24 protein-coding genes are annotated in these 26,198 nt (G+C 38.7%); 10 read left to right on the top strand and 14 right to left on the bottom strand.

What is annotated here, in order from left to right; genetic code table 11:
* Positions 1-289: 289 nt before the first annotated feature.
* Positions 290-1,522, bottom strand: coding sequence for a tyrosine--tRNA ligase (gene tyrS, locus ABFY81_RS18605; protein ID WP_347914371.1), 1,233 nt, complete (start codon positions 1,520-1,522; stop codon positions 290-292).
* A 61-nt stretch (positions 1,523-1,583) separates the two neighbouring features.
* Here tyrS and ABFY81_RS18600 point away from each other — a divergent pair, with 61 nt between their 5' ends.
* Both ABFY81_RS18600 and ABFY81_RS18595 read left to right on the top strand, forming a co-directional pair.
* Positions 1,584-2,711, top strand: a complete 1,128-nt coding sequence (locus ABFY81_RS18600; protein ID WP_004698186.1) for an anhydro-N-acetylmuramic acid kinase — start codon at positions 1,584-1,586, stop codon at positions 2,709-2,711.
* A gap of 127 nt (positions 2,712-2,838) precedes the next feature.
* The gene (locus ABFY81_RS18595; protein ID WP_347914372.1) at positions 2,839-3,681 is read left to right on the top strand and encodes an alpha/beta hydrolase; all 843 of its coding nucleotides are present in this window, start codon (positions 2,839-2,841) and stop codon (positions 3,679-3,681) included.
* A 59-nt stretch (positions 3,682-3,740) separates the two neighbouring features.
* Here the strand turns inward: ABFY81_RS18595 and erpA are convergent, their stop codons facing one another.
* The 4 genes from erpA to ABFY81_RS18575 form a co-directional block, all read right to left on the bottom strand.
* The gene (erpA, locus tag ABFY81_RS18590; protein ID WP_002115421.1) at positions 3,741-4,076 is read right to left on the bottom strand and encodes an iron-sulfur cluster insertion protein ErpA; all 336 of its coding nucleotides are present in this window, start codon (positions 4,074-4,076) and stop codon (positions 3,741-3,743) included.
* 124 nt (positions 4,077-4,200) lie between these two features.
* A complete protein-coding gene (locus tag ABFY81_RS18585) occupies positions 4,201-5,205 on the bottom strand; it encodes a putative solute-binding protein (RefSeq protein ID WP_019456685.1) in 1,005 nt (334 codons plus the stop codon).
* A gap of 354 nt (positions 5,206-5,559) precedes the next feature.
* Positions 5,560-6,567 carry a putative solute-binding protein gene (locus ABFY81_RS18580; protein WP_004698179.1) on the bottom strand — a complete coding sequence of 336 codons (1,008 nt, stop codon included), beginning with the start codon at positions 6,565-6,567 and terminating at the stop codon, positions 5,560-5,562.
* Between the two features lie 255 nt (positions 6,568-6,822).
* Positions 6,823-7,827, bottom strand: a complete 1,005-nt coding sequence (locus tag ABFY81_RS18575) for a putative solute-binding protein (RefSeq protein WP_347914370.1) — start codon at positions 7,825-7,827, stop codon at positions 6,823-6,825.
* 252 nt (positions 7,828-8,079) lie between these two features.
* Here ABFY81_RS18575 and abc-f point away from each other — a divergent pair, with 252 nt between their 5' ends.
* Together abc-f and ABFY81_RS18565 are read left to right on the top strand one after the other, a co-directional pair.
* Positions 8,080-10,011 carry a ribosomal protection-like ABC-F family protein gene (gene abc-f / locus ABFY81_RS18570; protein ID WP_039250100.1) on the top strand — a complete coding sequence of 644 codons (1,932 nt, stop codon included), beginning with the start codon at positions 8,080-8,082 and terminating at the stop codon, positions 10,009-10,011.
* Between the two features lie 266 nt (positions 10,012-10,277).
* Positions 10,278-10,835, top strand: a complete 558-nt coding sequence (locus ABFY81_RS18565) for a VTT domain-containing protein (RefSeq protein WP_002051888.1) — start codon at positions 10,278-10,280, stop codon at positions 10,833-10,835.
* An 81-nt stretch (positions 10,836-10,916) separates the two neighbouring features.
* Here the strand turns inward: ABFY81_RS18565 and cybC are convergent, their stop codons facing one another.
* The 5 genes from cybC to dnaA form a co-directional block, all read right to left on the bottom strand.
* On the bottom strand, positions 10,917-11,309 hold the full coding sequence (gene cybC / locus ABFY81_RS18560; protein ID WP_004698167.1) for a cytochrome b562: 393 nt from the start codon (positions 11,307-11,309) through the stop codon (positions 10,917-10,919).
* A gap of 37 nt (positions 11,310-11,346) precedes the next feature.
* Positions 11,347-13,815, bottom strand: a complete 2,469-nt coding sequence (gene gyrB / locus ABFY81_RS18555) for a DNA topoisomerase (ATP-hydrolyzing) subunit B (protein WP_068934753.1) — start codon at positions 13,813-13,815, stop codon at positions 11,347-11,349.
* 52 nt (positions 13,816-13,867) lie between these two features.
* Complete coding sequence (recF, locus tag ABFY81_RS18550; protein WP_019456681.1) at positions 13,868-14,950, bottom strand: DNA replication/repair protein RecF; 1,083 nt, start codon at positions 14,948-14,950, stop codon at positions 13,868-13,870.
* Positions 14,951-14,964: 14 nt separating this feature from the next.
* The gene (dnaN, locus tag ABFY81_RS18545) at positions 14,965-16,113 is read right to left on the bottom strand and encodes a DNA polymerase III subunit beta (protein ID WP_004698161.1); all 1,149 of its coding nucleotides are present in this window, start codon (positions 16,111-16,113) and stop codon (positions 14,965-14,967) included.
* Positions 16,114-16,210: 97 nt separating this feature from the next.
* Positions 16,211-17,608, bottom strand: coding sequence for a chromosomal replication initiator protein DnaA (gene dnaA / locus ABFY81_RS18540; protein WP_049065436.1), 1,398 nt, complete (start codon positions 17,606-17,608; stop codon positions 16,211-16,213).
* A 670-nt stretch (positions 17,609-18,278) separates the two neighbouring features.
* Between dnaA and rpmH the strand changes: the two genes are divergently transcribed.
* From rpmH to mnmE, 5 genes are all read left to right on the top strand, one after another.
* On the top strand, positions 18,279-18,413 hold the full coding sequence (gene rpmH / locus ABFY81_RS18535) for a 50S ribosomal protein L34 (RefSeq protein ID WP_000831329.1): 135 nt from the start codon (positions 18,279-18,281) through the stop codon (positions 18,411-18,413).
* A gap of 29 nt (positions 18,414-18,442) precedes the next feature.
* The gene (gene rnpA, locus ABFY81_RS18530; protein WP_004706196.1) at positions 18,443-18,835 is read left to right on the top strand and encodes a ribonuclease P protein component; all 393 of its coding nucleotides are present in this window, start codon (positions 18,443-18,445) and stop codon (positions 18,833-18,835) included.
* A gap of 10 nt (positions 18,836-18,845) precedes the next feature.
* The gene (gene yidD / locus ABFY81_RS18525; protein ID WP_004706194.1) at positions 18,846-19,166 is read left to right on the top strand and encodes a membrane protein insertion efficiency factor YidD; all 321 of its coding nucleotides are present in this window, start codon (positions 18,846-18,848) and stop codon (positions 19,164-19,166) included.
* A 5-nt stretch (positions 19,167-19,171) separates the two neighbouring features.
* Positions 19,172-20,932 carry a membrane protein insertase YidC gene (gene yidC / locus ABFY81_RS18520; protein ID WP_004706192.1) on the top strand — a complete coding sequence of 587 codons (1,761 nt, stop codon included), beginning with the start codon at positions 19,172-19,174 and terminating at the stop codon, positions 20,930-20,932.
* Positions 20,933-21,023: 91 nt separating this feature from the next.
* Positions 21,024-22,379, top strand: a complete 1,356-nt coding sequence (gene mnmE / locus ABFY81_RS18515) for a tRNA uridine-5-carboxymethylaminomethyl(34) synthesis GTPase MnmE (RefSeq protein ID WP_004706190.1) — start codon at positions 21,024-21,026, stop codon at positions 22,377-22,379.
* Between the two features lie 46 nt (positions 22,380-22,425).
* Here the strand turns inward: mnmE and ABFY81_RS18510 are convergent, their stop codons facing one another.
* Positions 22,426-22,689, bottom strand: coding sequence for a metal/formaldehyde-sensitive transcriptional repressor (locus ABFY81_RS18510; RefSeq protein WP_004706188.1), 264 nt, complete (start codon positions 22,687-22,689; stop codon positions 22,426-22,428).
* 241 nt (positions 22,690-22,930) lie between these two features.
* Between ABFY81_RS18510 and ABFY81_RS18505 the strand changes: the two genes are divergently transcribed.
* Complete coding sequence (locus ABFY81_RS18505) at positions 22,931-23,629, top strand: DsbC family protein (protein ID WP_347914369.1); 699 nt, start codon at positions 22,931-22,933, stop codon at positions 23,627-23,629.
* A gap of 51 nt (positions 23,630-23,680) precedes the next feature.
* On the opposite strand, the gene ABFY81_RS18500 is transcribed toward ABFY81_RS18505, so the two are convergent.
* The 3 genes from ABFY81_RS18500 to guaD all read right to left on the bottom strand — a co-directional run bounded on the left by ABFY81_RS18500 (position 23,681) and on the right by guaD (position 26,172).
* On the bottom strand, positions 23,681-23,932 hold the full coding sequence (locus ABFY81_RS18500) for a GlsB/YeaQ/YmgE family stress response membrane protein (RefSeq protein ID WP_004706183.1): 252 nt from the start codon (positions 23,930-23,932) through the stop codon (positions 23,681-23,683).
* Positions 23,933-24,104: 172 nt separating this feature from the next.
* Positions 24,105-24,632, bottom strand: a complete 528-nt coding sequence (hpt, locus tag ABFY81_RS18495) for a hypoxanthine phosphoribosyltransferase (protein ID WP_347914368.1) — start codon at positions 24,630-24,632, stop codon at positions 24,105-24,107.
* A 214-nt stretch (positions 24,633-24,846) separates the two neighbouring features.
* Positions 24,847-26,172 (bottom strand): guanine deaminase, encoded by a 1,326-nt coding sequence (gene guaD, locus ABFY81_RS18490; protein WP_347914367.1) that lies wholly within the window; start codon positions 26,170-26,172, stop codon positions 24,847-24,849.
* Between the last annotated feature and the right edge of the window lie 26 nt (positions 26,173-26,198).

The raw sequence follows: 26,198 nt of genomic DNA, 5'->3' as shown, positions 1-26,198 counted from the left end.
AGATTCCAAAGATTCCAAAGATTCCAAAGATTCCAAAGATTCCAAAGATTCCAAAGATTCCAAAGATTCCAAAGATTCCAAAGATTCCAAAGATTCCAAAGATTCCAAAGATTCCAAAGAAACAATAGAGTAAATACTCTATTTCAACCTATATTTCTTCTTATTTTTAAATTAGTTCTTTTATCATTAATTATGTTTAGTGGGTTCCACGTGGAACGTTTAATTGATTTTATGATCCAGAAATAAAAAAAGCAGGATTACTCCTGCTTTTTATCACTACAGAACATTCTTAGTCAGTGAACGTTACACGTGCAATTGCTTTTTTACCTGACTGAATAATGAAGCTTCCGTTTTCTTTTACAGAGAAGCTTGCATCAACGGCATTCCAGTCAACTTTTACTGCACCACGAGCTACGGCATCTTTTGCAGCTGCAGCATTCGGATTTAATCCAGCTACACGTAAAATCGTAGCAATAAAGATTTCTCCTCCAAACTCACCAAGTGAAATAGTCACTTCTGGTGTGTCTTCAGGTACTTCACCTTCTGTAATACGGTTACCAGCACTCTTATGGGCATTAGCAGCAGCTTCTGTATCATGGAAGCGTTCAACTAGCTCAAGCGCAAGGATACGTTTTACTTCCTGCGGATTACGACCGGCAGCAATTTCATCTAATAAAGCTTTGATCTCATCGAGAGATTTAAAACTTAATAAATCGAAATAGCGTTCGATTAAAGAGTCAGGCATTGATAATACTTTTTGGTACATTGCCCCTGGTGTATCAAATACACCAATATAGTTACCTAAAGATTTAGACATTTTATTTACGCCATCTAGACCTTCTAGAATCGGCACAGTGATACATACTTGTGATTCTTGGCCATAACGGCTTTGTAAGGTACGACCCATAAGTAAGTTAAAGGTCTGGTCTGTTCCGCCTAACTCAACGTCAGCTTCAAGTGCAATTGAGTCATAACCTTGAACTAGAGGATATAAAAACTCATGAATTGCAATCGGCTGATGGTTGCTATAACGCTTAGTAAAGTCATCACGTTCTAACATACGAGATACAGTTTGCTGGCTTGCTAATTGAATAAGGTCAGCAGCAGACTTTTGATTAAACCATTCTGAGTTAAAACGTACTTTTGTTTTATTTGGATCTAATATTTTGAAAACTTGTTCTTGATAAGTTTTAGCGTTAGCTTCTACTTGTTCACGTGACAACGGCGGACGCGTCGCGCTTTTACCAGTTGGGTCACCGATCATCGCTGTATAGTCACCAATTAAGAAGGTAACTTCATGGCCCAAGTCTTGGAACGTTTTTAGTTTGTTAATAAGAACCGTATGTCCTAAATGTAAATCTGGTGCTGTAGGGTCAAAACCAGCTTTAATTTTAAGAGGACGATTCTCTTTAAGCTTTTTCAGTAAATCTTCTTCTGAAATAATTTCGTGCGTGCCTCGTTGGATGAGGGCAAGCTGTTCTTCGGCGGGCAAGAAATTTGACATCACAAAACCTAAACACATCAGTTATTCAATTTGTGCGATATACTAACATTTTTTCAGCGTCTTGCAGGGGAAGTTGTATATGAGCGCAATCTATATCGGCGTAATGACTGGCACTAGTATGGATGGTGTAGATATTGTTGCGGCTTCATTTGAGCCACTACAGCTTCATGCCACTCTTACAGTTCCATTCGAACCCGAGTTACGTGATGAGCTTATGGCATTAACTTTACCCGATGACAATGAAATTGACCGCATGGGTAAAGCCGATGTTGCCCTAGCCAAAATGATTGGTCACGGGATTAATAGCTTAATTGAAAAGCATCAATTAGACCGTAGCCAAATTAAAGCGATTGGTTCACATGGGCAAACTATTCGTCATCGTCCAGAGCATGGCTTTACGTTACAAATTGGCGATCCAAACATCATTACTGAAATTACTCAGATTCCGGTTGTTTCTGATTTCCGTCGTAGAGATATGGCTGCAGGCGGACAAGGTGCTCCATTAGTTCCAGCTTTTCATCAGGCATTATTTCAACATCCAAGCATTCATCGTGTGATTTTGAATTTAGGTGGCATTGCCAATGTAAGTATGTTGCCTGCCAATAATCCTGACGGCGTATTTGGTTTTGATACGGGACCTGCGAATATTTTGATGGATGCATGGTGTCATCGCCATACGGGTCATCCATATGATGAAAATGGCGATTGGGCCGCTTATGGTCATCCTATTCGTTCTTTACTCGACCGTCTTCATGCACATGAGTATTTTTCTAAAGAACCACCTAAGAGCACAGGACGTGAAGACTTCAATATTGACTGGTTAGATGATCAGTTAATCGATTGGCGAAATGATTTAACTTATGATGAGTTAGAAGATACACCTGAAAATATCCAAGCCACTTTATTAAAGCTTACTGTGCGTGCCATTCAAAAAGCGATTTATCGCTCTGAGATGGAAACAGGTGAAGTATATGTATGTGGTGGTGGTGCTTATAACTCTTATTTGTTAGAGCAATTACGTTGGCGTTTACGTAAACATAATTGGTCTGTTCAACCTACAGATGTTTTAGGGCTCTCCCCTACTTGGGTGGAGGCTACCGCATTTGCATGGTTAGCTATGCGTTTTGTAAATGGTTTAAGTGGTAATTTGCCAGCGGTAACAGGTGCTTCTAATTTTAGAATTCTAGGTACGATCACGGCGGTATAAAACTATTAATTGATTTGATTGGTCAGATTCGACCTCATAGCACATTTACTGACCCGAAATGCTGTTATGTAAATGGACATAAAAACTCATGATAAATGCCGAAAAAAATAATTTAAGGCATGTTGTTATGGATTTGACCAACCGTATTCATCAATACACTCGTGGGGCTTGGACATTCGATGTGATTGATTCAGGCCCTCTAGATGGTCCGCTCGTTGTTTTATTGCATGGTTTTCCAGAAACTGCCCATAGTTGGGAGCAAACTTCTGAACAATTGCATCAGCATGGATTTAGAACGCTCGCGATTCATCAACGTGGTTATAGCTTAAATGCTAGGCCTCAAAGCCGATTTCAGTATTCTCTGAGTGAACTTGTAGAAGATGTGGCAAGCTTTATTAAGCAGATTGGTCAACCAGTTTATTTAATTGGGCACGACTGGGGTTCTGTAATTGCGTCTAGTGTAGCCATGAAGTATCCACAATATATTCAACATCTCACTTTAGTTTCTGTACCTCATCAAGCCGCATTTTTAAAAGCTTGTTTAAGCAGTAGACAACTTTTTAAATCTTATTATTTTGCAATTTTTCAGCTACCGATTCTGCCCGAACTTTTATTTAAAAAGATACCGAAATTAGGCCGTAAGTTTCTAAAGTCATCAGGCATGACTGAACAACAAATTGAAATATTCGAAACTGAATTTATAAAAGAAAATAGATTAACAACGGCGTTAAATTGGTATCGAGGATTTTTCTGGGATAAAGCTCGGAATTCGCTTAAAGCTATAGATGTTCCAACGTTGTTTATTTGGGGTAAGCATGATATTGCCGTTACAGAAAAAAGTGCAGAGCTAAACTCACATTATTTTAAAAATAGTTATGACGCAGTTTTTATGGATGCATCGCATTGGATTCCATATCAAAATGCACCAGAACTCGTGCAATATTTTTTAGAATCTGTCCGTGAAGAGTAAAGATATAGGCAATAAAAAACCTCTCAAAATAGAGAGGTTTTTTAAATTTTAAAATTCTTTTAAATCGAGAATGAAGAACCACAACCACATGTTGTTGTTGCATTCGGGTTTTGTACGATAAAACGCGAACCTTCAAGACCTTCTACATAGTCAACTACTGAACCAATAAGGTATTGGTAGCTAAGTGAGTCAACCAGCATTTTTACATCGCCATTTACGAATTCTGCGTCATCTTCATTTACGCTTTCAGCAAAATTGAAGCCATACGAAAACCCTGAACATCCACCACCTGTTACATATACACGTAACATGAGATCGTCATTCCCTTCACTATCACGGAGTTGGCGTACCTTATTGGCAGCATTATCTGTCAAAACTAGAGCTTGGGCATTCATGATGATGGTTCCTCGGATTTTGCTGTGCCTTTCAAAATAAAAAAGACCCTATATTGAGTATAGCATAATCAATATAGGGTCTGTCTTCGAAGTTTAAAGCGAATCTTGAGTATTTTTATCAAGATTATTTGTAATTCTCATCTTGCAAGCCGCATTCGAAGTTTTTCGCATCTTGTTTACAACGGAATTGCCATAATAGTTTCATCATCCGTTTATCATAAACACCACGCTTTGTAAGATTAATTCGTGATTCACGCATAAGCTTTTGATAGCCCGGTTTATCTGCAGCAGGAACATCCATCCAGTATTTTTGTGGAATATCCGCTTTCATTTTTCCTAAGATGGTAAACGCACGTGGTAACTGGCCTGCCACCCATTCTCTAGACTTCTGACCAAATCCAGCTGGGAATTTATCTGGACGAATAATAATATTTCCAGTCACCTGTAAGATTGGATAGTTAACGATTGCTCCTTTAGTACCTAAGCCTTTTTGTAGTTCTAAAGGTTTAAACGCTGCTGCTGGTGCACCAATAATATCAACCTGATGATTATTAAATTTAGCGCCAAAGTTAGTCACATCAGCACTCACAGCCTGTGCTCCTACCTGCTGAACCATAATCTTTTGCGCTTCATCGTAATCTAGTACAGCAATTTTTTTACCTGCAGCTTTGGCTACCGTATTAATGCTGCGATCGTTTACTAAAAGGTAAGCATCTCCTACGGGAATAACACCAACAACCTCGTAGCGGCCATTAACCATATATTTACTAAAAGTAGGACTCGCTAAACCTTGCATTATTTTTACAGCAAGCTTGAGGTCAGGAATCGCACCAATAGCATCTAATGAACCTGTAAATGAGTTAAATTGGCGACCACGCATCCCTGATACGCTAATGCCGTCACATTTACCCGCTTTAAAATCTTCAGCAATCACTGCTTCATTCTGGTTTACTTTTAGTTCGATATCAGCTCCCCAGTTTTTAGCGGCAAGTTGATAATCTTTCATGAGTGCATAAACGTCGCCATTTTTTCCAACGAAGTCAAAAACACATACCGTTTGTTTAGCCTGAACTGCAAAAGAAACTGTGGTAAGTCCCATAGCAAGTAATAGCGTTTTGGAAAATTGCATATTCGTTGTTCCTTTCCTTGTGGAGTTTTTGTTTTTCGATACCAAGAAATTTCATACCGATCAGGTATGAGTCGGATAGGCTTCATATAAAAATCATGTTGGAATATTTTTATAGACCGAATTTGCTTTTATGATTTTACTTCCATGAAAAATAGATAGTGACTGACCTACCTATTAGCAATTATTTTTAATCACTCAAGTCCTTGATCCATTTTTATACCTTCATGTTTCCTTATGAAGTTTTTATCTAAATTTAGCTTAACGTCTTTCTAACTATCCACAATGGCTGAATTGACAGCCTATATAAAGCAAAAAAGCCTAGAACTAAGTCTAGGCTTTTAAGATCAATATGAATTATTCACCAGCCATTGAACATTCAAAGTTAGCTTTGTCTACAGAACAACGTGCTTTTTTCAATACAGACATCATACCGGCATCGTAAATACCACGTTTCGTTAAGTCCATACGACCATCACGTAACATTTTTTGGTACTTAAGTTTGTCTTCAGCACTTAGGTTCATTTTGTATTTACCCGGAATCTGTGCTTCTAGGCGGTTAATCATTGCAAAGTTTTTAGGTAATTGTTTTACGAACCAATCACGAGATTTTTGACCAAAGCCCGCTGGGAATTTATCTGCACGTAATACAAGGTCAGCAGTTACGTGTAAAACTGGGAAGTTCCACATTACACCGTTTGCACCTAAACCTTTGTTTAGTTCTAATGGTTTGTATGCATAAGCAGGCGCACCTACCATATCTACCTGACCATTGTTAAATTTAGCAGCAAAGTTTGAAATATCAGAAAGAACTGCCTGAGCACCTACACGCTGCACCATAATTTTTTGTGCATCGTCATAGCCTAATACGGCGAATTTTTTACCCGCAGCTTTTTCAACAGAGTTGATGTTTTTGTCACGTACGAAAATAAATGCTGAACCTAGCGGAGAGATACCAGCAACTTCGTATTTTTTACCACCAAGGTTAGTTGTCATTTTTGCAGCATTACGTGCATCTAATACATAGGTAATAGCACGCTGTGCGATTTGGTTGTTAGGAACACCACCAAGCGAGTCGATTGATCCTGCGAATTTGTTATATTGGCGTGCACGCATAGCAGTCATTGCTACAGCATCACATTTACCAGCTTTAAAATCATTATCTGCAACAGCCTCGTCCTGACGAGGAACTAAGTTAATTTCAGTACCCCAGCCTTTTGCAGCTAGAGCCCATTCTTCCATCATTTTATATGAGTCGCCTGCTTTTCCTAAGAGGTCGAATACACACACGGTACTCGCTGCTTGTGCTGAAGCAGAAAAACCAACAACAGAAGCGGCAGCCATAGCAAGTACGATTTTTTTCATTTTCTTCATCCTTCCACGGAATAGATTTTTTGTTTGAAGTTTCCTTTCAAACACAGATATTAATCATGTTTTTTAGAAAAAAATAGAGCTTTTACTCAAATATTTTTATCTGATTGGATCATTGTTTGTTCTAGTTAAATTATTTATTAGAAATAAAAATCTCTAATTTTCCGTAAGTTACTTTTTATATTCACAATTTTCATACCCATATTCAGCTTTGAAATATGTGTAGCGATTTTGTGATTAAAAAACAAACTACTCATCATTGAGCGTACATTCAAAATTAGTCCGTTCAATCGTACAACGTGCACGTTTCAGCACACTCATCATGGTCGCATCATAGACACCTTGCTTGGTTAATTTGAGCCGTCCTTCACGTAATATTTTTTGGTATTTCAGCTTATCCTCAACTGAAAAATTTAATTTAATTCTAGGCGGTACACCTGCTTCCAACTGTTTTACCATATTGAAGTTTTGCGGTAACTGTTTAATAAACCATTCACGCGACTTGATTCCAAAGTTGGCTGGAAATCTATCATTTCTTGTTATTAAATCCCCTGTAACGTTAACAACAGGAAAAGTGAACATCGCTCCATTCGTTCCTACGCCTTTACCAATTTCTAAGGGTTTATAAGCATAAGCAGGTGCAGCAATTGCTTCGACTTGGCCACTATTAAACTTTTTCACAAAATCGGTAATTTCCGATGGAATAGGATGTGCACCGACACTTTCAACCATAATTTTTTGCGCTGCGTCATACTGTAAAATAGCAAATTTAGTACCGCGTACTTTTTCAATTGAGTTCAGGCTTTTATCTCTTACAAACAAATAAGCCAAACCAATCTGTACAATACCCACAACCTCGTAGTTTGTTCCATTTTGTGTAGTTACCATGCGATGTCTATTACGCTGATCTAAAACGTAACTAATCGCCTTTTGAGCAATTGCATTACTGGTCACACCACCAATCGCATCAATCGAACCTGCAAATTTATTATAATTTCTTGCTCGCATAGAGGTCATATAAGCTGCGTCACATTTTCCCTCTCGCAGTCTACGATCTACCAAAGCTTCATCTTGAAATGGAATTAAAGTAATGTCAGCTTGCCAACTTTTGGCTGCAAGCGCCCACTCTTCCATCATTTTGTAGGATTCACCTGATTTTCCCAATAAATCGAATACACATACATTTTGCCCAGCATGTGCTGTTCCCATAGCACAGCAAAATACTGTGCCAATTATCCCCAATCCTTTTTTCATTTGACTTTCCCTAGTCTAGTTTTATTAGGAGTTCATTTATCAACCAAGTTTTAAATTGTTTTTATTTTAGCCATATTTTTTAAAAAGTGGTCTATCTCGTTAAAAATTTAGATATTTTCAGACGAATAGCTTAAATAGAGATAGGTTAAGCCATGCAATCCCAGCATTTATAAACTAAAACTGCTAAAACTTTGTCTTCACGGTCAGTTCTCTTTAAAATACAGCATCCCTAACTCACCTCGATAAAACAAGATGATTCAATTTGACCAAGTTTCTTTACGCCGCGGTGGACGTGTTCTATTTCAAAAAGCGTCTATGCAATTACACCCAGGTTGGAAGATTGGTCTGACTGGGGTCAATGGAGCAGGTAAATCAACTTTATTTGCAGCGTTACTTGGAAGTTTAAGCGCAGATGAAGGTTCACTTACCCGTCCTACAGGCTGGACTGTTGCGCATATGGCACAAGAAGTAAAAGCTTTGGATATGCCAGCAATTGATTTTGTTCTTTCAGGTGATGAAGAGTTTTGGGATATTCAAAATAAGCTTGCTCATCCAGATCAACTAAGTGACTTTGAGTTAGCTAAATTACATGGTCGTTTTGATGAGATTCATGGTTATTCAGCACCATCTAAAGCTGCGCAGCTCATGGCGGGCTTAGGTTTCCTAGAAAATCAATTGCGTTTAAACGTTGAGAGCTTCTCTGGTGGATGGCGTATGCGCTTAAACTTGGCACGTACCCTTATGAGCCGTTCCGATTTATTATTACTAGACGAACCAACCAACCACTTAGACTTAGATGCAATTTTGTGGTTAGAAGACTGGCTTAAAGCCTATGAAGGTACCCTCATCCTCATTTCGCATGACCGCGACTTTTTAGATGCGATTACAGATCATATTCTCCATATTGAGAATCAGGAACTTACGCTTTATACGGGTAACTATTCAACATTTGAAACAACTCGAAGTGAACGTTTAGCACAACAACAACAAGCTTTTGAGAAGCAGCAAGAAACACGTGCTCACCTACAAAAATTTATTGACCGTTTCAAAGCAAAAGCCACTAAAGCTCGTCAGGCACAAAGTCGTATTAAACAACTTGAGCGTATGCAACAACTCGCACCCGCTCATGTCGATACGCCGTTTACTTTTAGTTTCCGTGAACCGACAAAAATGAGTTCACCGTTGCTGACCTTAGACAATGCCAGCATAGGTTATGGCGATAAACAAATCGCTGAAAAAATTAGACTTCAAATTACACCAAACTCGCGTATTGGTTTACTCGGTATGAACGGCGCAGGTAAATCAACATTAATTAAGAGCTTGGTGGGTGATTTACCACTTTTGGCAGGTGAACGTAAAGCTTCCGAGCTGCTTAATATTGGTTACTTTGCGCAGCACCAGATGGATGCTTTAGATGGTCACGCTAGCCCAATGTTACAGCTTGCCCGTATAGCAGATAAACAAATTAGTGAAGCCACCCTACGCTCTTTCTTAGGTAGTTTCGGCTTCAGTGGTGAACGCATGGATACACCATGTGAAAGCTTTTCTGGTGGAGAACGCGCTCGTTTGGCTCTGGCACTGATTGTATGGCAGCGTCCAAATGTTTTAATTCTCGATGAACCAACGAACCATTTAGATCTTGATATGCGTCATGCACTGAGCATGGCATTACAAGATTTTGAAGGTGCTGTCGTACTGGTTTCCCATGAACGTCAACTTATTGCCAGTGTGTGTGATGAGCTTCTTTTAGTACACGGCGGTAAATGTACCGAGTTTGAAGGTGATTTACAGGATTATGCTAAATGGCTACGTGAAGCCCGTCAGCAACAAATTAATGCTCAAACTGCCGTAGCACAAAATAACTCGTCCTCTACCACTTCTGCCCCAGCTAAAATCGATAAAGAAGCACAGCGTAAAGAAGCCGCGCGTCGTCGTGAACAAACTCGACCTATTCGTAAAAATATTGAAAAAGTTGAATCTCAAATTGAAAAGCTACAGCCACAGCTTGCTAAGATTGAAGAAGCTTTAGCGGATAGCTCATTATATGAAGCTGCACGTAAAGATGATTTGCTTAAGCTGATGAATGAACAAACTGAACTCAAAGCTAAACTTGAGCAATATGAAGAGCAACTTTTAGAACTCATGATGGAACTTGAGGAAATGGAAGCCTCTTTCGAGAACTAAGTTCTTGCCTGTACTGGTATTTTTAAATAGTAGTACAGGCTTTTAGTTCAAATAAAAGCTTTATTTGCGCTACTATATAAAAATGTGAATGACTTCGAATAATATTTCATTCAGCTGTTAAATTTTTGAGATAGATTCAAATTTGATAACATATAAAACTTAAGCTACATCTTAAGGGTTGCCATACACAGATAATTTAACTAAATTCTGTAACTTCGTTTTTACCCTTGTTTAGTAGGTATTTAATTCGGGATCAGACAAACTGAATGAATTTTATTGATTTTATTACTAATTTTGAACATTTTTTACCTATTTTAATTCAGGAGTATGGCGCATGGGTCTATGCCATCCTCTTTTTGATTATTTTTTCTGAAACAGCTTTTGTATTTATGTTCTTTTTACCTGGGGATAGTTTACTTCTAACCGTTGGTGCTTTGTGTTCAGTGATTGAAATGATGCATCTAGGTTACATGATTACTTTGCTGACTGTAGCTGCAACGCTTGGCTATATTGTGAACTATTCTATCGGTCGTCATTTTGGTAACAGAATTTTTGAAGCAAAATCACGTTTTATTAAGAAAGAGTATTTAAATAAAACCAACCGTTATTTCTTACAACATGGTGGCAAAACTATTCTTCTGGCACGTTTTATTCCTTTTGCACGTTCTTTCGCACCATTAGCTGCGGGCTCTAGCAATATGAGTTATGGAAAATTTTTAATCTATAATGTCGCTGGAGCTATTTTGTGGATTTGTATTCTCTTAACAGCAGGATATTTATTTGGCCACGCGCTCATTCAGGTTACAGACTTGGTAGAAAATTAATCTTTTTTAAATTTAGTACCTTCAAATGAATAAAGGGAATGATTGAATCATTCCCTTTATTTTATTTAGATAAAAATGAAGTTATCTAAATTTCTTATGATTTTCATTACGGATATTAACTAAATTGATTGCTTCCGTTTTTGCTTGGTCTAATTGACCCTTATTTACCAAAACTGTAACACGATCAATCTCAGCAACTAACTGATCTAAACCTGCTTGATATTGCTTTACCTGTACATTTTCAGGCGGTAAACCCTCCAACTTATGAGGTAAAGATTTTTTTGAAGATAATGCTGCCTGACGCATAATCACAAGCTGCTGTTTTGCGTTATTGAGATCTTTCGCTTCAGCAAAGGCTTTTGTGCTCTTTGCTAAAGTTTTCATGTCGGCTTCCAAGTCAGCTGCAAATGCAGAATGACTCACTAAAGCCGCACATGAAATCAGCATACTTGCTAAAATTTTTTGACTCATCATCTTCTCTCCCTAGACTGATTTAGAATCTAGCTATCAATTAAGCATCAATATCTGCATTTAATGCATTTTCTTCAATGAAAGCACGACGTGGTTCAACGTCATCACCCATTAAGCATGAAAACATACGGTCTGCTTCGATTGCATCATCAATAGTCACCTGTAACATATTACGGTTTTCAGGGTCCATTGTGGTTTCCCAAAGCTGTTCAGCATTCATCTCGCCCAGACCTTTATAGCGCTGAATCATCATTCCACGACGTGAGTCTTGCAAAATGTGCTGCCATACTTGATGGAAGTTAGCCACTTGAATACGGCGATCACCTTTCTGTAAATATGCACCGTCTTCAATCAATTTGAACCAACTCTTCGAGTTCTTCAATAAACGAGCATATTCTGCTGAATTTAGTAAGCCAGCATCAAGTAAGTAAGCATGTGGTAAGTTATGAACATACACTGTCACACGTGGCCAATAATGCGCAGTTTTCTCACCCTGAGCATTTTCACGCTCAAAGGTTTCCAGTGTAATTTCTGGACGCAAACTTGGCTGTAGTCGTTGTATAGCTTCACGTACTTGATCAGCCCATTGTTGTACATAAGCTTGATCATGATTCTGGTCAGCTTTAAACGCTTCCATTTCAAGTAATGCATCAAGCAAGCTCGCTGGATAACGCAATGTTAAACGCTGTAGGCTCTTTTGTGAAACTTGATAGTCCTGAATCACTTTTGCCAATGCTTCGCCTGTAATCGCAGGCGCTTCAGCACTAATATGTAAAGCAAGCTCATCAATCGCATTTGAAATTAAGTATGTTTCTAATGCATCGTTATCTTTGATGTATTGCTCTTGCTTACCTTTTTTCAACTTATACAAAGGTGGCTGTGCAATATAGATATGACCACGCTCAACCAACTCTGGCATTTGACGGAAGAAGAACGTTAATAACAATGTACGGATGTGAGAACCATCGACGTCGGCATCGGTCATGATGATAATTTTATGATAACGAAGCTTGTCAGGGTTATATTCTTCACGGCCAATACCACAGCCAAGTGCTGTAATTAATGTACCTACTTCCTGACTCGAAATCATTTTGTCAAAGCGAGCACGTTCAACGTTCAAGATCTTACCTTTCAAAGGTAAAATAGCCTGCATTTTACGGTTACGACCTTGCTTGGCACTACCACCCGCAGAGTCACCCTCGACAAGATATAATTCAGAAAGTGCTGGGTCTTTTTCCTGACAGTCAGCTAATTTACCTGGTAAACCAGCGATATCTAACGCGCTCTTACGGCGTGTCATTTCACGTGCCTTACGCGCAGCATCACGTGCACGAGCAGCGTCAATAATCTTTCCAGCAATCGATTTTGCAGCTTGCGGGTTTTCTAATAAGTAAGCAGAGAACTCTTTGTTCATTGCTTGCTCAACCGCTGGTTTTACTTCACTTGATACCAATTTTTCTTTCGTTTGAGACGAGAATTTTGGATCAGGAACTTTAACTGAAATAATCGCCGTTAAACCTTCACGCGCATCGTCACCAGTCACATTGACTTTCTCTTTCTTGAGAATGTTTTCATTTTCAAGATACTGGTTTAAGCCACGCGTTAAAGCTGCACGGAAACCTGCTAAGTGCGTACCACCATCTTTTTGCGGAATATTGTTTGTGAAACAACGAACATTTTCTTGATAACTTTCATTCCACTGCAATGCAACTTCTACACCAATACCACTTTCGGTATCTGCGGTGAAATGGAAGATCTCATTGAGATGAGTTTTACCTTCGTTAATGTATTTTACAAACTCAGATAAACCACCTTCGTAGTCATATACATGCTCAAGATTAATACGCTCATCACGTAAAACAATGCGCACGCCCGCATTTAAGAAAGAAAGCTCACGTAAACGGCGCGCTAAAATCTCAACGTTAAAAATGGTTTGACTAAAAGTTAGTTCACTTGGCCAGAAACGTACAGTTGTACCACTACTATCCGTTTCACCAATCACACGTAAAGGATATTGCGGATCGCCGTGTTGATATTCTTGTTCATGAATTTGGCCAGCACGATTAATAATTAAATGCAATTTACTTGAAAGTGCGTTTACAACTGAAACACCTACCCCGTGTAAACCGCCTGAAACTTTATAGCTGTTGTCATCAAACTTACCACCTGCGTGCAGAATAGTAAGAATTACTTCGGCTGCAGAAACACCTTCTTCAGGGTGAATATCAGTTGGAATACCACGACCATTGTCTGAAACACTCACAGATTCATCTTCGTGAATCGTAACAATGATTTCATCACAGTGGCCAGCTAAGGCTTCATCGATTGCGTTATCGACAACCTCGAATACCATATGGTGTAAACCGGTACCGTCGTCTGTATCCCCAATATACATGCCCGGACGTTTACGAACTGCATCTAATCCACGTAATACTTTAATACTAGAGGAATCATAAGCCTTTTCATTGGTTTGTTCTGTTTGAGAGGCTGATTGAGACTCTGAACTCATGGTTTCTCCCTAGCAAATATAGGTTTATTCAAAGATGGGTAACATCAAAAAATTATGGTGAAGCAAGACTAACTTGACCGGATTCAACATTGAATAATTGATATGAAATGGACAGATCATGTAAGTGTTTTTTTACCGAAGCATGATCTAAAGTTGTCATAAAAACCTGGCTACCAAGTTGGCTTAATCGTTCAATTAAACGTTGTTGTGCGGTTAAGTCTAATTCTGCTGTCAGATCATCTAATAATACCACAGTTTCCTTATTACTCGCATGCAACATTGCAATTTGTGACAGTTTTAAAGCAATAATCAGGAGTTTTTTCTGACCTCTTGATAAAACATCATCTGCGTGTCCAAAGGGTGTTTTTAAGCGTAAATCAGCTCGATGTGGACCATACTCTGTATAACGTCTTTCAATGTCTTTTTGATGCTGATTTAGCAAGTCTTGCATGAGTCCCTGCTCAGTATGAAAACCTGGGCTATATTCCAGTTCAATCTCTAAATCAGGCAGCAATTGACTTAAGTCATTTTGAAAATAAACATTCCATTGTTCTACGATGCTTAAACGCTGAGAGTGTAAAATTTCACCATAATCACTCAACATTTTGTTCCAAGGCTCTAAATCAGCCAAAGAAAGATTGCGTCTTGTTTTGAGTAAGGTATTTCGCTGTTTTAATGCACGGGAGTAGTATTGCCATGCAAAATAAAATTCAGGTTCCACGTGGAACATCAGCCAATCTAGAAGCTGACGTCTCGGCTTAGCGCCATGATCAATAATATCTGTACTTTGGGGGTCAATATGCTGTAAAGGAAGTAATTTCGCGAGCTGACCTTGTGTTGCCACCGTATCGCCATTCACTTTCATCAACTGCTCACCAGAAGCAAGTTTCTGCATACCGATTTTTTCAGTCACCGATTGGGCAAATACAATCGCGTCGTCAGCTTCATACTGAATATAATTCTTTGGAATATGTGTACGAAATGAACGACCTGTTGCAAGCAAATGAATTGCTTCCAGAATTGAAGTTTTTCCTGAACCGTTGGCGCCATAAAAAACATTAAACGGTTGCAAACCATGGAGTGCAACCGTTTTTAAATTACGCACACGTTCTATGTTTAAACGCGTAAGATGCATAGAATTAAACCAAATTAAACACGCATCGGCATAACAACGTAAGTCTGATCAGGGTGAGCTGGATCTTGTACCAATACTGATTGGTTCGCCTCAGTCATGCTCATATTGACATCATCACCATCTAATACACCTAATACATCAAGCAAATATTGAGCATTAAATGACATTTCTAATGGTGAATTTTGATATTGGATTGCTAAATCTTCAATCGCTTCATCTTGTTCAGGGTTATTTGCACGCAGCTGCAAAGAATCTTGATTAAAGTTTAAGAAAACACCACGTAATTTTTCATTACTTAAAATTGCGACACGCTGTAATGATTGCTTAAATACATCATGACCAATCAAAACATGTTTATCACCACCACGTGGAATCACACGGCGGTAATCAGGGAATTTTCCGTCAATCAATTTCGTCGTAAAACGAACGGTAATATCACCTTGTTCTTTATCACGACTTGGCGTATTAATCGTCACATTTAATAATTCACGACCAATAAGCAAGGTAAGTTGCTCATCTTCAATACTCAGTAAACGTTGTAATTCACCAACAGCTTTACGCGGCACAATTGCTTGTACTAATTGAGATGAACTAGAAGAAGCCAAAATTTCACAAAGTGCAAGACGGTGGCCATCAGTTGTTACTGCACGTAATTGATTTTCATCAATTTCTAACAAAGTACCTGTTAAATAAAAACGTACATCTTGTACAGCCATCGCAAAAGCAGTTTTTTCAAATAAACGCTTTAATTCACGTTGAGTCACCTGTACTTGCGTACCTTGGCTATTCTCAGTATTGAGTAACGGATAATCTTCAGCTGGCAGAGTACCTAATACAAAACGGCTATTACCAGACTTTAAAATACATCGTTGATCTTCAGTAATTTGTAAATCAATTAATGCAGCTGCAGGTAAAGATTTACAAATGTCCATCAACTTACGCGCAGGAACAGTTGTTTCACCTGCTTCAAGGCACGCCCCTTCTGATAAAGCAGTACTCGCCACCAGTTCAACTTCTAAATCCGAACCTGTAATGGTGAGTGCTTGACCATTAGTCTGAATTTTGACGTTTGAAAGAATATTCAAGGTATGACGACGTTCTACCGCACCGACAACATGCGATAAAACATTGAGTAAACTTTCTTTAGCGATTTTCAAACGCACGATTCATTCCTCTAGCAACTTGGAGCAAACATTTCATTTTTTAGCTGTGTACTATGCTGCACTTATGGAGACTTTGCAACAACGTCTTATGATTTCATTAACTCTGAAGAAGACGTAATAAGTTCTTATAATCTTCGTCAAAGATAGGATCTTCTTCCCGCAAACTAACCACTTTTTCACACGCATGCATTACGGTGCTATGGTCTCGTCCACCAAAAGCCATTCCGATTTCCGGAAAACTATCACCCGTCAATTCACGAGCAAGACCCATCGCCAATTGACGTGGTCGTGCATAAATTCGTGTCCGTTTTGGACCCACTAATTCTTTTAACGGGATACGGAAATATTCACTCACCACGCGTTGTATATTTTCTACACTAATTGTACGTGCACGAATCGCCAATACATCTTTTAAAGACTCTCGTACGACATCAAGGTCGATCGGAGCACCTTTGAAACGTGAAATTGCAACCACTTTATTCAACGCACCTTCAAGTTCACGTACGTTCGCTACCACTTGTTGAGCAATAAATAATGCGCAGTTTCTAGGCAAATCAACGCCACTATTTTCAGCTTTTTTAAGTAAAATTTCGATTCGTGTTTCAATATCTGGCGGTTCAACACCGACTGATAGCCCCCAAGAAAAACGAGAAACTAATCGAGGATCAAGTTCTGTTAATTCTTTAGGATAGCGATCAGAAGTTAAAATAATTTGTTTAGATTCATCAAGTAAGGCGTTAAATGTATAAAAGAATTCAACAAGACTAGCTTCTTTACCAGCCAAAAGGTGAATATCATCAACTAATAATAAATCTAGAGAACGACAATTTTTCTTAAATTCTTCAACCTTTCCTTTTTGTAAGGAACTCACAAAATCCTGTACAAAACTTTCCGAAGTCATATACATGACTCTCGCATTCGGCTTAGCTTGGAGCAATGCATTACCAACTGCTTGCATTAAGTGAGTTTTACCAAGGCCCGTTGGGCCATATAAAAACAAAGGATTGTGTTGAGATGCACCTAATTGCGTTAAAACCTTCCTGCATGTTTCAGCAGCCATCTGGTTAGAACGGCCTTCAACAAATAAAGAAAATGTAAATTGTGGATTTAAAAGCTTCTTTTTTGATGTTTTAGGATTAACAACATTATTAGCAACAGCTTCTACTTCCTTTTTAACCTTAACAGGTTGAGCTACAGGAGCAGTCTGTAAAGCTGCTGTAGTAGTTGCAGGTTGCTCATTAGAAGACAAAATACTACCAGGACGGGAATCGACCAAGATTTCAACTTGACGCACTCGTCCTTCTGACAATTGTTCTGCCAATATAGAAATTAACTCTAAATGATTCTCTTGAATATAACGCGTCCAATAAGGATTAGGAGCATATAGACGTAGTATACCCTCCACTTCTTCAGCTACTAAAGGGCGAATCCACATCGCAAAGACGTTATCAGAGAGCTCTTGTCGCAAGCGAGTTAAGCAGTCTGTCCAAAGCATGTGTATCCCCTATGTCTGCGTTTTAAATTCAAATCATTTAAAGATTAACCCTTCCTGATAAGAAGGGGTCGCCATTCTACCCAAGTTATCCACATCTGTCATGACGATTTCAGTTGATTTTGTCTAAAAAGAAAACTCTTGTGAATAAATTTAAATTCAAAACCAATTGTGAATAACTTTTTGCACATCCTGTGGATAAATTAACACATAAACTTATCCACAATCTATAAAGTTAATAAAAACAGAGTTATCAACAACTCAAATATATGTTTTTTAAATTTAAAACTACGAAATCCACAGAAAAAGTCCACACTAATAAGAATAAATTTAAATTTTAAAATTTGAATTTATATAATAGGGTCGCATCAAATTGTGGATAACTAAAAAATATGAATTTAAATTCAAATATACCAAACTAGAACCACTTTGACATCTTGGTTTGTTGATAAGTATGTAAATAAGAAGTGTATATCTTAAAAGTCTCAATAAAAATAAACAATTACTTTGTGCATAACTCTTAAATAAGAAAAAGTAGCTAAATATAAACAGAAGGTAGGAATGTAAAAATTTGACTTAAATACAAAACTTTCTCGGTTTTTCATTGACAGCGTAAACATTGCACAATAAAATCGCGGACCTTTATAGAAAGATCATTTTTGGGAGTTTCAATATGAAACGTACTTTCCAACCATCTGAATTAAAGCGTAAGCGCGTTCATGGTTTCCGTGCTCGTATGGCAACTAAAGCTGGTCGTCAAGTTTTAGCTCGTCGTCGTGCAAAAGGTCGTCATAGCTTAACTGTTTAATTACTGTTAGCTGACCAGACTTGGGTGTGATGGCACTTTACAGTTTTAGCACAGATCGTCGTGTACGCTGTGCTGCAGATTATAAAAGTGTATTTGATGGTGCGCTTTTTAAAGTGCATCAGCCCCATTTTTTATTTCTTGCAAAATTCACCGAACAGCCTAATAGCCGTTTGGGTATTGTCGTTGCTAAGAAAAAGGTGCGCCGTGCGCATGAAAGAAATCGAATAAAGCGTCTTGCCCGTGAGAGCTTTCGTCTTAATCAGCCGAAATTTGGGTTAGACATAGATGTTGTTGTAATGCCTAAAGTTGGTATTGAAACGATTACGAATGCTGAGCTATATCAACAATTAGATTTTGCTTGGCAAAAATTACAACGCTTGGCAAAAAAACATTCTAAAGTTGTCCCAACCTCGCAGAACTAAGAGATGACCAATGGTTCGTATTTTGCGTTGGTTGATTCGTCTGTATCAAATTGCGATTAGTCCGCTTCTTGGACCCCGTTGTCGTTATATTCCAACTTGTTCCCAATATGCGATAGAAGCATTACAAACTCATGGTGCAATTAAAGGCGTTTGGTTATCTTCTAAACGTATTTGCCGTTGTCATCCGTGGGGAGGCTCCGGATATGATCCGGTACCGCCAAAAGCAATTCGTTTTATTTCGTTTCATCAAATAGATTCTCAAACGCATCATGTTGCTGTACCCTTTCGTGATCGTTTAATGAAGCAAAATCTCTCTAACCATTTGGGGTAATAGATATGCAACAATGGGCCAGGTTTGCAATTCTCGGGGCCATGTTTGTCACCGCATATTTGCTCATTTTGGCTTGGCAAAAAGATTATGGAAATGCTGCAACTGCACCGCAACAACAAGCGGCGGCTGTAAGTTCGCATGAAGTATCTGCTGATTTGCCAAATGCCAAAACTGCAACAGTGGCTTCCGATGTGCCACAAGCAAATATTGCGCAGTCACAAACCACAGATGCAACTGCACCTGTGAATCAACAGCTTATTTCAGTACAAACTGACCTTTACCATATTTGGATTAATCCAAAAGGTGGTGATATTGTTCGTATTGAATTACTCTCTCACGACAAAAGCAAAGACAGTAATCAACCTTTTGTTATGCTTGAAAATGATGCCAAGCGTACATATGTTGCTCAATCTGGCTTAATTGGTTTGAATGGACCAGACAGTAGTCGTGGTGGTCGTCCGTTATATGCGGTTGAAAAAACATCATATACTTTGGCTGATGCTAAAGGTGTACAAGATCAAAAGGGTCAAGCTGAAAAAGTTTTAAATGTTCCTATGGTATTTAAAACACCAGAAGGCGTTGAAATTATTAAAACTTTCACCTTTACTCAAGGTCAGTATCCGATTGTTGTAAGCCATCAAGTCATTAACCGTAGCCAACAAAATTGGCAAGGTCAGATGTTTGGACAATTAAAGCGCGATAACTCTGAGGATCCTGGTAAGTCTTCTCAAGGTATTTTCACACTAGGAACTTTCTTAGGTGGAGCATGGGGTACGCCTGATTCACACTATAACAAGCTTAAATTTGCTAATTTCTCAGAAGAAAAAGTAAATACTGAAGCTAAAGGTGGATGGGTTGCGATTGTTCAGCATTATTTCGTTAGTGCTTGGATTCCTGGAAATCTTAAACTGACCCAAGCAAATGGTCAGCCTTATGTTGCGAAGCTTGAATCTCGTCAGTCTGCGGATCATATGAATATTATTGGCTTTACGTCGCCAGTAATTAATGTTCCAGCTGGCACTTCAATGGAAGTAGATGCGAAGCTTTATTCAGGTCCAAAAGTACAATCTGAATTAAAAGATTTGGCTGTAGGTTTAAACCAGACTGTTGACTATGGTTGGTTATGGCCAATTGCCAAGTTGTTGTTCTTAGGTCTTCAATTCTTCCATAGTATTGTTGGTAACTGGGGGTGGTCGATCATCTTGCTTACCATTATGGTGAAGATGATTTTGTGGCCTTTATCTTCAAAAAGTTATCGTTCTATGGCGAAAATGCGTGTGATTGCACCAGAAATGCAACGCATGAAAGAAGAGTTCGGTGAAGACCGTATGCGCTTCTCGCAAGAAATGATGGCACTTTATAAACGTGAACAAGTTAACCCACTGTCAGGTTGCTTACCATTATTGCTACAAATGCCAATTTTCCTTGCTTTGTACTGGGTACTCATGGAAAGTGTGGAATTGCGTCATGCGCCATGGTTAGGCTGGATTCAAGACTTGTCAGCAATGGATCCTTGGTTCATCTTGCCATTAATTATGGGTGCGACAATGTTTGCTCAGCAAATGTTGAACCCGCAACCTGCTGATCCAATGCAAGCGAAAGTATTCCGCATTATGCCGATTATGTTCACGGTATTTATGTTGTTCTTCCCTGCAGGTCTGGTGTTGTACTGGATTGTGAACAACAGTATTACTATTTTACAGCAGTCGTTTATTAACAAGAGTGTTGCGAAAAGTCGTCTAAACAAGACTGAATCAGCATCTTAAACGTTGAACTTTTGCTGAATCAATCCGCTTAAGATGGTAATCTTAAGCGGATTTTTCTTTGGCTGTATTTTGGGTTTTTTAGGTGAGTAATATGCAAAGTCAAACCACAATTGCCGCAATTGCAACGCCACCAGGGCGTGGTGGAGTGGGCGTGATTCGCTTATCTGGACCTAAGGCCTATGAAATTGCTCAAAAGCTGACGCAAAAAAACTTGCCTGAAGCACGCATGGCTGGTTTCCGTAAGTTTTATGATGTAGATGGAAGCATCATGGATGAAGGGATAGTGTTGTGCTTTCCAAATCCGCACTCCTTTACTGGTGAAGATGTTGTCGAGTTACAAGGTCACGGCGGTCCAGTTATTCAAAATGCCTTGCTTGGTCGCTTATTTGAGCTTGGTGCAATTGCTGCAAAAGCTGGTGAATTCTCCATGCGAGCTTTTGAAAATGGCAAAATGGACTTGGTACAAGCTGAAGCGATTGCGGATTTGATTGATGCGACTTCGCAAGCTGCGGCTCGTTCGGCAGTCCGTTCTTTACAAGGTGCCTTTTCAACAAAAATTAATACAGTTTTAGAAAAACTGATCCATTTACGATTGCATGTAGAAGCTGCAATTGATTTTCCTGAAGAGGAGATTGATTTCCTAGCAGATGGCAAAATTTTAGCTTTACTCGAAGATGTTCAGCAGTCAGTACATGCAGTTCAAACATCTGCACGACAAGGACAACTTTTGCGTGAAGGTTTGCAAGTTGTGATTGCGGGTAAACCGAATGCGGGTAAATCGAGCTTGTTAAATGCACTTGCTGGTGTAGAGCGGGCTATTGTGACTGATATTGCTGGTACTACTCGCGATGTTTTGCATGAAAAAATTAGCTTAAATGGCTTACCAATCACTTTAACAGACACTGCTGGGCTTCGTGAAACGGGTGATGTGGTCGAAAAAGAAGGGATTCGCAGAGCAATCAAGGAAATTGAACAAGCCGATTTATTGTTGTTAGTTTACGACTTGAATCAAGGTGATGACCCATTACAACTCGCTCAAGAATATTTTGCTGAGCATATTGAACCGCGACGTTTAATGCTAATTGGTAATAAATGCGATTTAACCGGTCAATTAGCCGAAATCACTGATTTTCAGGGGTTCCGTCATATTACAGTTTCTGCAAAACAAGAGATGGGTGTACAAGGCCTCGTAGATGCGATTACAGCGCATGCAGGTTTTCACCCTGAGGAAGATACGTTTATTGCAAGAACACGCCATTTAGACGCAATGAAGCGCACACAACTCTATCTTTCAGAAGCACGTGAGCAACTTGTTGTATTTAACGCTGGTGAGCTTGTTGCCGAGTCATTACGCCTTGCTCAAAATGCTTTAGGTGAAATTACAGGCGACTTTAGCGCTGACGACCTATTAGGCAAAATCTTTGGTTCTTTCTGTATTGGAAAATAATAAAAAAACTGGATGATGTAGAGTGCTATGTCATCCAGTAATTTCCTTAGCCGTATCTCTTTAAAACTTTTAAAAATTCCTCTAACTCATTTTGATCAACTTCTGCACCTTGAAGTACATGGTGGTGTAAGTGTTGTTCCATCAATTCACTCATTAAACCGTTTATTGCACCTTTGATGGCTGCAACTTGCTGCAAAATATCGATGCATGAGGATTCTGGTTGTTCTATCGCATTTTCGATGCTGTTGATTTGCCCTTTTAGTCGTTTTACACGATTAAGAATTTTTTTATCCTGACCAATGTGACTCATCTGTTTTCTCTTAATAATTCAATATACTGGTAGGGAGTATATTGGGTTTAAATGTTATGCACGGCTATAGTGTATCACGTCATGATCAAAATCAGATTGAGAAAGCTTTTAAAAGCTGTTTATGTTCCACGTGAAACATTGGATTAACTAAGTGGGAGTTTGGTTATAACTCGTAATCAGCTCTGTTTTGATAAGATGAACTGATTAAAATGATATTCTTTCCTCTCTATGAGTCGGTTTTATGCTTAAAAAATTAGGAATATTGGCATTATTTAGCTTAACTACAAGTTTGAGTTTCGCTAATGTGGATACTGTTAGGGAAAATATTAAAAAACAATATCCTAATTTGAAAATTAGCAATATTCAGAAAACCGAAATGCCCGGACTATATAGCGCTAATCTGGATCAACAAATCATTTACCTTGGTGAAGATGGTCAGCATATGTTGGTAGGTTCTATGATTCGCTTAAAAGATCAGAAGAATTTAACCAAAGACTTAGTTTTAGGGCAGAATTCAATTGATTGGAAACAATTACCTTTAAAAGATGCCATTAAAACAGTTAAAGGTAATGGTCAGCATGTTTTAGCGGTATTTTCTGACCCAAATTGTCCTTACTGTAAAAAGCTTGAACCTGAACTAGATAAGCTTAAAGACGTAACAATTTACACGTTTATCTATCCTTTAAAACCTCAGTCTATTGTCGTTTCCAGACAAGTTTGGTGTGCACCAAACCAATCATACTCTTGGAAAAAGCTAATTGAACAAGGTGTTAAACCAACGGTTGCGAGCTGTACAAACCCAATTGACCGAAACTTGGAGCTTGGAAGAAAATTAGGTTTTAATGCTACTCCTACCCTAATTTTTGCAAACGGTTTTAAATTAGTAGGTACAAGGTCTGCTGAAGAAATTCAGGAAGTCTGGAAAGAGCTAGGTCTATAAAGATATTAAAAAAAGCACCATAGGGTGCTTTTTTCATGAATGAACTAAAGATTAGCTTTTTCGTGCAATCAAATTGTAAATAAACAAAATAATGACTGCACCAATTACGGAAGCGATAAAGCCCGCAGCTGAATTTTCTCCGTAAAAGCCAAGTAAGCGACCACCATAAGTGGCTAGAAGTGAACCTGCAATACCAATTAAAGTGGTAACGATAAAGCCTGCCTTGTCATCACCTGGATGCAAAGCACGAGCGATTAAGCCAGCGAAGAAACCAACCACAATAGCAACAATAAGTGACCACATATTTGTTCTCCAGTTGTTTTTTTGATGAAGTTAATGATTTTGCTTCATATTCTATCGTGCGACAGAGCTGTCTATTTTGTCTGTAGCAGATTGCGACTTTTTGTGTCTTTTTTGTTCAAAGATAAAACCTTATATAAAAAAATAGCACCTTATGGTGCTATTTTTATGAAATTTATAGGCCAATTTCACCAATAAAAGGCAAATGGCGATATTTTTGATCGTAATCTAGGCCAAAGCCCACAATAAACTTATCTTCAACTTCAAAACCTAAAAATTTAACTTCGAGATCAATTTCACGGCGAGACGGTTTGCTCACTAATGTGCACAATTGAATCGAATTTGGCTCGCGAGTTTGCAACATTTCCACAACTTTGCTTAAGGTGTTGCCTGAGTCGATGATGTCTTCAACCACTAGTACATCTTTACCGCGAATTTCACCGTCAAGATCTTTTAAGATTTTAACATCTCGACTTGAAGTCGTACCGCCGCCGTAGCTAGACACTGTCATAAAGTCGAGTTCATGCGGTTTGGTAATCGTTCGGCACAAGTCTGCCATAAAAATAACAGAACCACGAAGTAGACCAATCAGAACCAATTCTTTATCACTATTTGCATAGTGAGAATTGATTTGCTCGCCGAGCTCTTTGACTTTTGCTTGAATTTCTTCGGTTGAAATCATGATGCTCATTGCAACAGTCATGGCAGATTCCTACAAGATATAAAAGAAAAAATAAAAAAGGTGTTGACCTGCAACACCTCGAAAAACTGAGTTAATGGTAAAATTTTAAAGCAAAATGACGTTTCATGCACCCTTTGAAGGAGTTGAAATTTTATGATTTTGCTGAATATGTCGATCACGCTTTAACGCAACAGCACATATTCCAAATAATAACAAAAACTTAATAATGCCTTTTTTACTGGGCTGTTTCTTTTTGATAAGCACGTTTTCCATAAACATAAGTCGCCTCAATATTACGATCATCACCTAAAGTGAATAATGCAAATAGTGAATCTTCAACAGATTTGGATTTAGACTGACGAAGTTGCTGTAATGCTGTTGGCTTGAGATTCAATACCACAAAGTCTGCTTCTTTACCGACGTTGAAGTTGCCTAACTGGTCTTGTAAATCAAGCGCTTTTGCTCCGCCTAAGGTTGCATGATAAAGCGCTTCATAAGCTGAAAGTTTATCACCTTGTAACTGCTGAACCTTATAAGCCTCGTTAACAGTTTGCAGCAAGCTAAATGATGTACCAGCACCGATATCTGTCCCTAAACCTACTTTCACTTGCTTTTCCCATGTTTTTTTCAATGGGAATAAACCACTACCTAAGAACAGGTTTGAAGTTGGACAAAATGCGATAGCTGACTGCGTATCATGCATACATTGCCATTCTTGATCTTCTAAGTGAACGCAATGCGCAAATATAGAACGTTTACCAGTTAGACCATAATGTTGATAAACATCTAAATAGCCCGCTTGTTCTGGGAATAAAGATTTCACCCAAGCAATTTCATCTTTGTTTTCACTTAAATGTGTATGTACATAAACATCCGGAAATTCTTGTTTTAACTGCCCTGCTCTTTCTAACTGTTCAGGTGTAGATGTTGGTGCAAAACGTGGCGTAATTGCATATAGAGCACGGCCTTTACCATGCCATTTTTTAATGAGTGCTTTAGTGTCGCTGTAAGCCGTTTCTGGGGTATCACAAAGCGCTTCAGGGGCATTACGGTCCATGAGTACCTTACCGGCGATTAAACGCATCTGAACGTGCTCTGCGGCTTCAAATAAGGCATCCACAGACTCAGGATGAACTGTACAGAAAACGAGGGCCGTGGTTGTACCGTGTTTTAATAGCTCTTGAACAAAGAACTGGGCAATTTCACTTGCGTATGCTTTGTCTTGAAACTGGATTTCGGTTGGAAATGTATAGGTATTAAGCCAGCTTAAAAGTTGCTCGCCGTAAGCTCCCACCATTTCAGTTTGCGGAAAATGAATATGGGTATCAATAAAGCCAGGTACAATCAATTGCTCTGGATAATGTTGAACCTCAACTCCAGCTGGAAGATGCTGTTGAGCGTCTTTCCATGCACCAAACCATTTGATTTTTCCATGTTCACTAATCAATACACCATCTTCTAAATAACGCACTTGATTTGGAATATCAGTTGGCTCAGAGACAGTTTGTTGAATATCTAAAAAACGACCACGCACAATGGTGGTATTTGCGATCAATGACATGGAAAGCCTTTATATTTTCACTTTTT

Source organism: Acinetobacter sp. WA-87 (assembly GCF_039938935.1).
GTDB classification, from domain to species: Bacteria; Pseudomonadota; Gammaproteobacteria; order Pseudomonadales; family Moraxellaceae; genus Acinetobacter; species Acinetobacter seifertii.
The sequence above is the reverse complement of the archived record's forward strand: the minus strand, read 5'-3'. Positions and strand labels throughout refer to the sequence as shown.

Coding starts and splice junctions, on each gene's coding strand:
- tyrS (WP_347914371.1), bottom strand. CDS start 1,522: ATGTGTTTAGGTTTTGTGATGTCAAATTTCTTGCCCGCCGAAGAACAG.
- ABFY81_RS18600 (WP_004698186.1), top strand. CDS start 1,584: ATGAGCGCAATCTATATCGGCGTAATGACTGGCACTAGTATGGATGGT.
- ABFY81_RS18595 (WP_347914372.1), top strand. CDS start 2,839: ATGGATTTGACCAACCGTATTCATCAATACACTCGTGGGGCTTGGACA.
- erpA (WP_002115421.1), bottom strand. CDS start 4,076: ATGAATGCCCAAGCTCTAGTTTTGACAGATAATGCTGCCAATAAGGTA.
- ABFY81_RS18585 (WP_019456685.1), bottom strand. CDS start 5,205: ATGCAATTTTCCAAAACGCTATTACTTGCTATGGGACTTACCACAGTT.
- ABFY81_RS18580 (WP_004698179.1), bottom strand. CDS start 6,567: ATGAAAAAAATCGTACTTGCTATGGCTGCCGCTTCTGTTGTTGGTTTT.
- ABFY81_RS18575 (WP_347914370.1), bottom strand. CDS start 7,827: ATGAAAAAAGGATTGGGGATAATTGGCACAGTATTTTGCTGTGCTATG.
- abc-f (WP_039250100.1), top strand. CDS start 8,080: ATGATTCAATTTGACCAAGTTTCTTTACGCCGCGGTGGACGTGTTCTA.
- ABFY81_RS18565 (WP_002051888.1), top strand. CDS start 10,278: ATGAATTTTATTGATTTTATTACTAATTTTGAACATTTTTTACCTATT.
- cybC (WP_004698167.1), bottom strand. CDS start 11,309: ATGATGAGTCAAAAAATTTTAGCAAGTATGCTGATTTCATGTGCGGCT.
- gyrB (WP_068934753.1), bottom strand. CDS start 13,815: ATGAGTTCAGAGTCTCAATCAGCCTCTCAAACAGAACAAACCAATGAA.
- recF (WP_019456681.1), bottom strand. CDS start 14,950: ATGCATCTTACGCGTTTAAACATAGAACGTGTGCGTAATTTAAAAACG.
- dnaA (WP_049065436.1), bottom strand. CDS start 17,608: ATGCTTTGGACAGACTGCTTAACTCGCTTGCGACAAGAGCTCTCTGAT.
- rpmH (WP_000831329.1), top strand. CDS start 18,279: ATGAAACGTACTTTCCAACCATCTGAATTAAAGCGTAAGCGCGTTCAT.
- rnpA (WP_004706196.1), top strand. CDS start 18,443: ATGGCACTTTACAGTTTTAGCACAGATCGTCGTGTACGCTGTGCTGCA.
- yidD (WP_004706194.1), top strand. CDS start 18,846: ATGGTTCGTATTTTGCGTTGGTTGATTCGTCTGTATCAAATTGCGATT.
- yidC (WP_004706192.1), top strand. CDS start 19,172: ATGCAACAATGGGCCAGGTTTGCAATTCTCGGGGCCATGTTTGTCACC.
- mnmE (WP_004706190.1), top strand. CDS start 21,024: ATGCAAAGTCAAACCACAATTGCCGCAATTGCAACGCCACCAGGGCGT.
- ABFY81_RS18510 (WP_004706188.1), bottom strand. CDS start 22,689: ATGAGTCACATTGGTCAGGATAAAAAAATTCTTAATCGTGTAAAACGA.
- ABFY81_RS18505 (WP_347914369.1), top strand. CDS start 22,931: ATGCTTAAAAAATTAGGAATATTGGCATTATTTAGCTTAACTACAAGT.
- ABFY81_RS18500 (WP_004706183.1), bottom strand. CDS start 23,932: ATGTGGTCACTTATTGTTGCTATTGTGGTTGGTTTCTTCGCTGGCTTA.
- hpt (WP_347914368.1), bottom strand. CDS start 24,632: ATGACTGTTGCAATGAGCATCATGATTTCAACCGAAGAAATTCAAGCA.
- guaD (WP_347914367.1), bottom strand. CDS start 26,172: ATGTCATTGATCGCAAATACCACCATTGTGCGTGGTCGTTTTTTAGAT.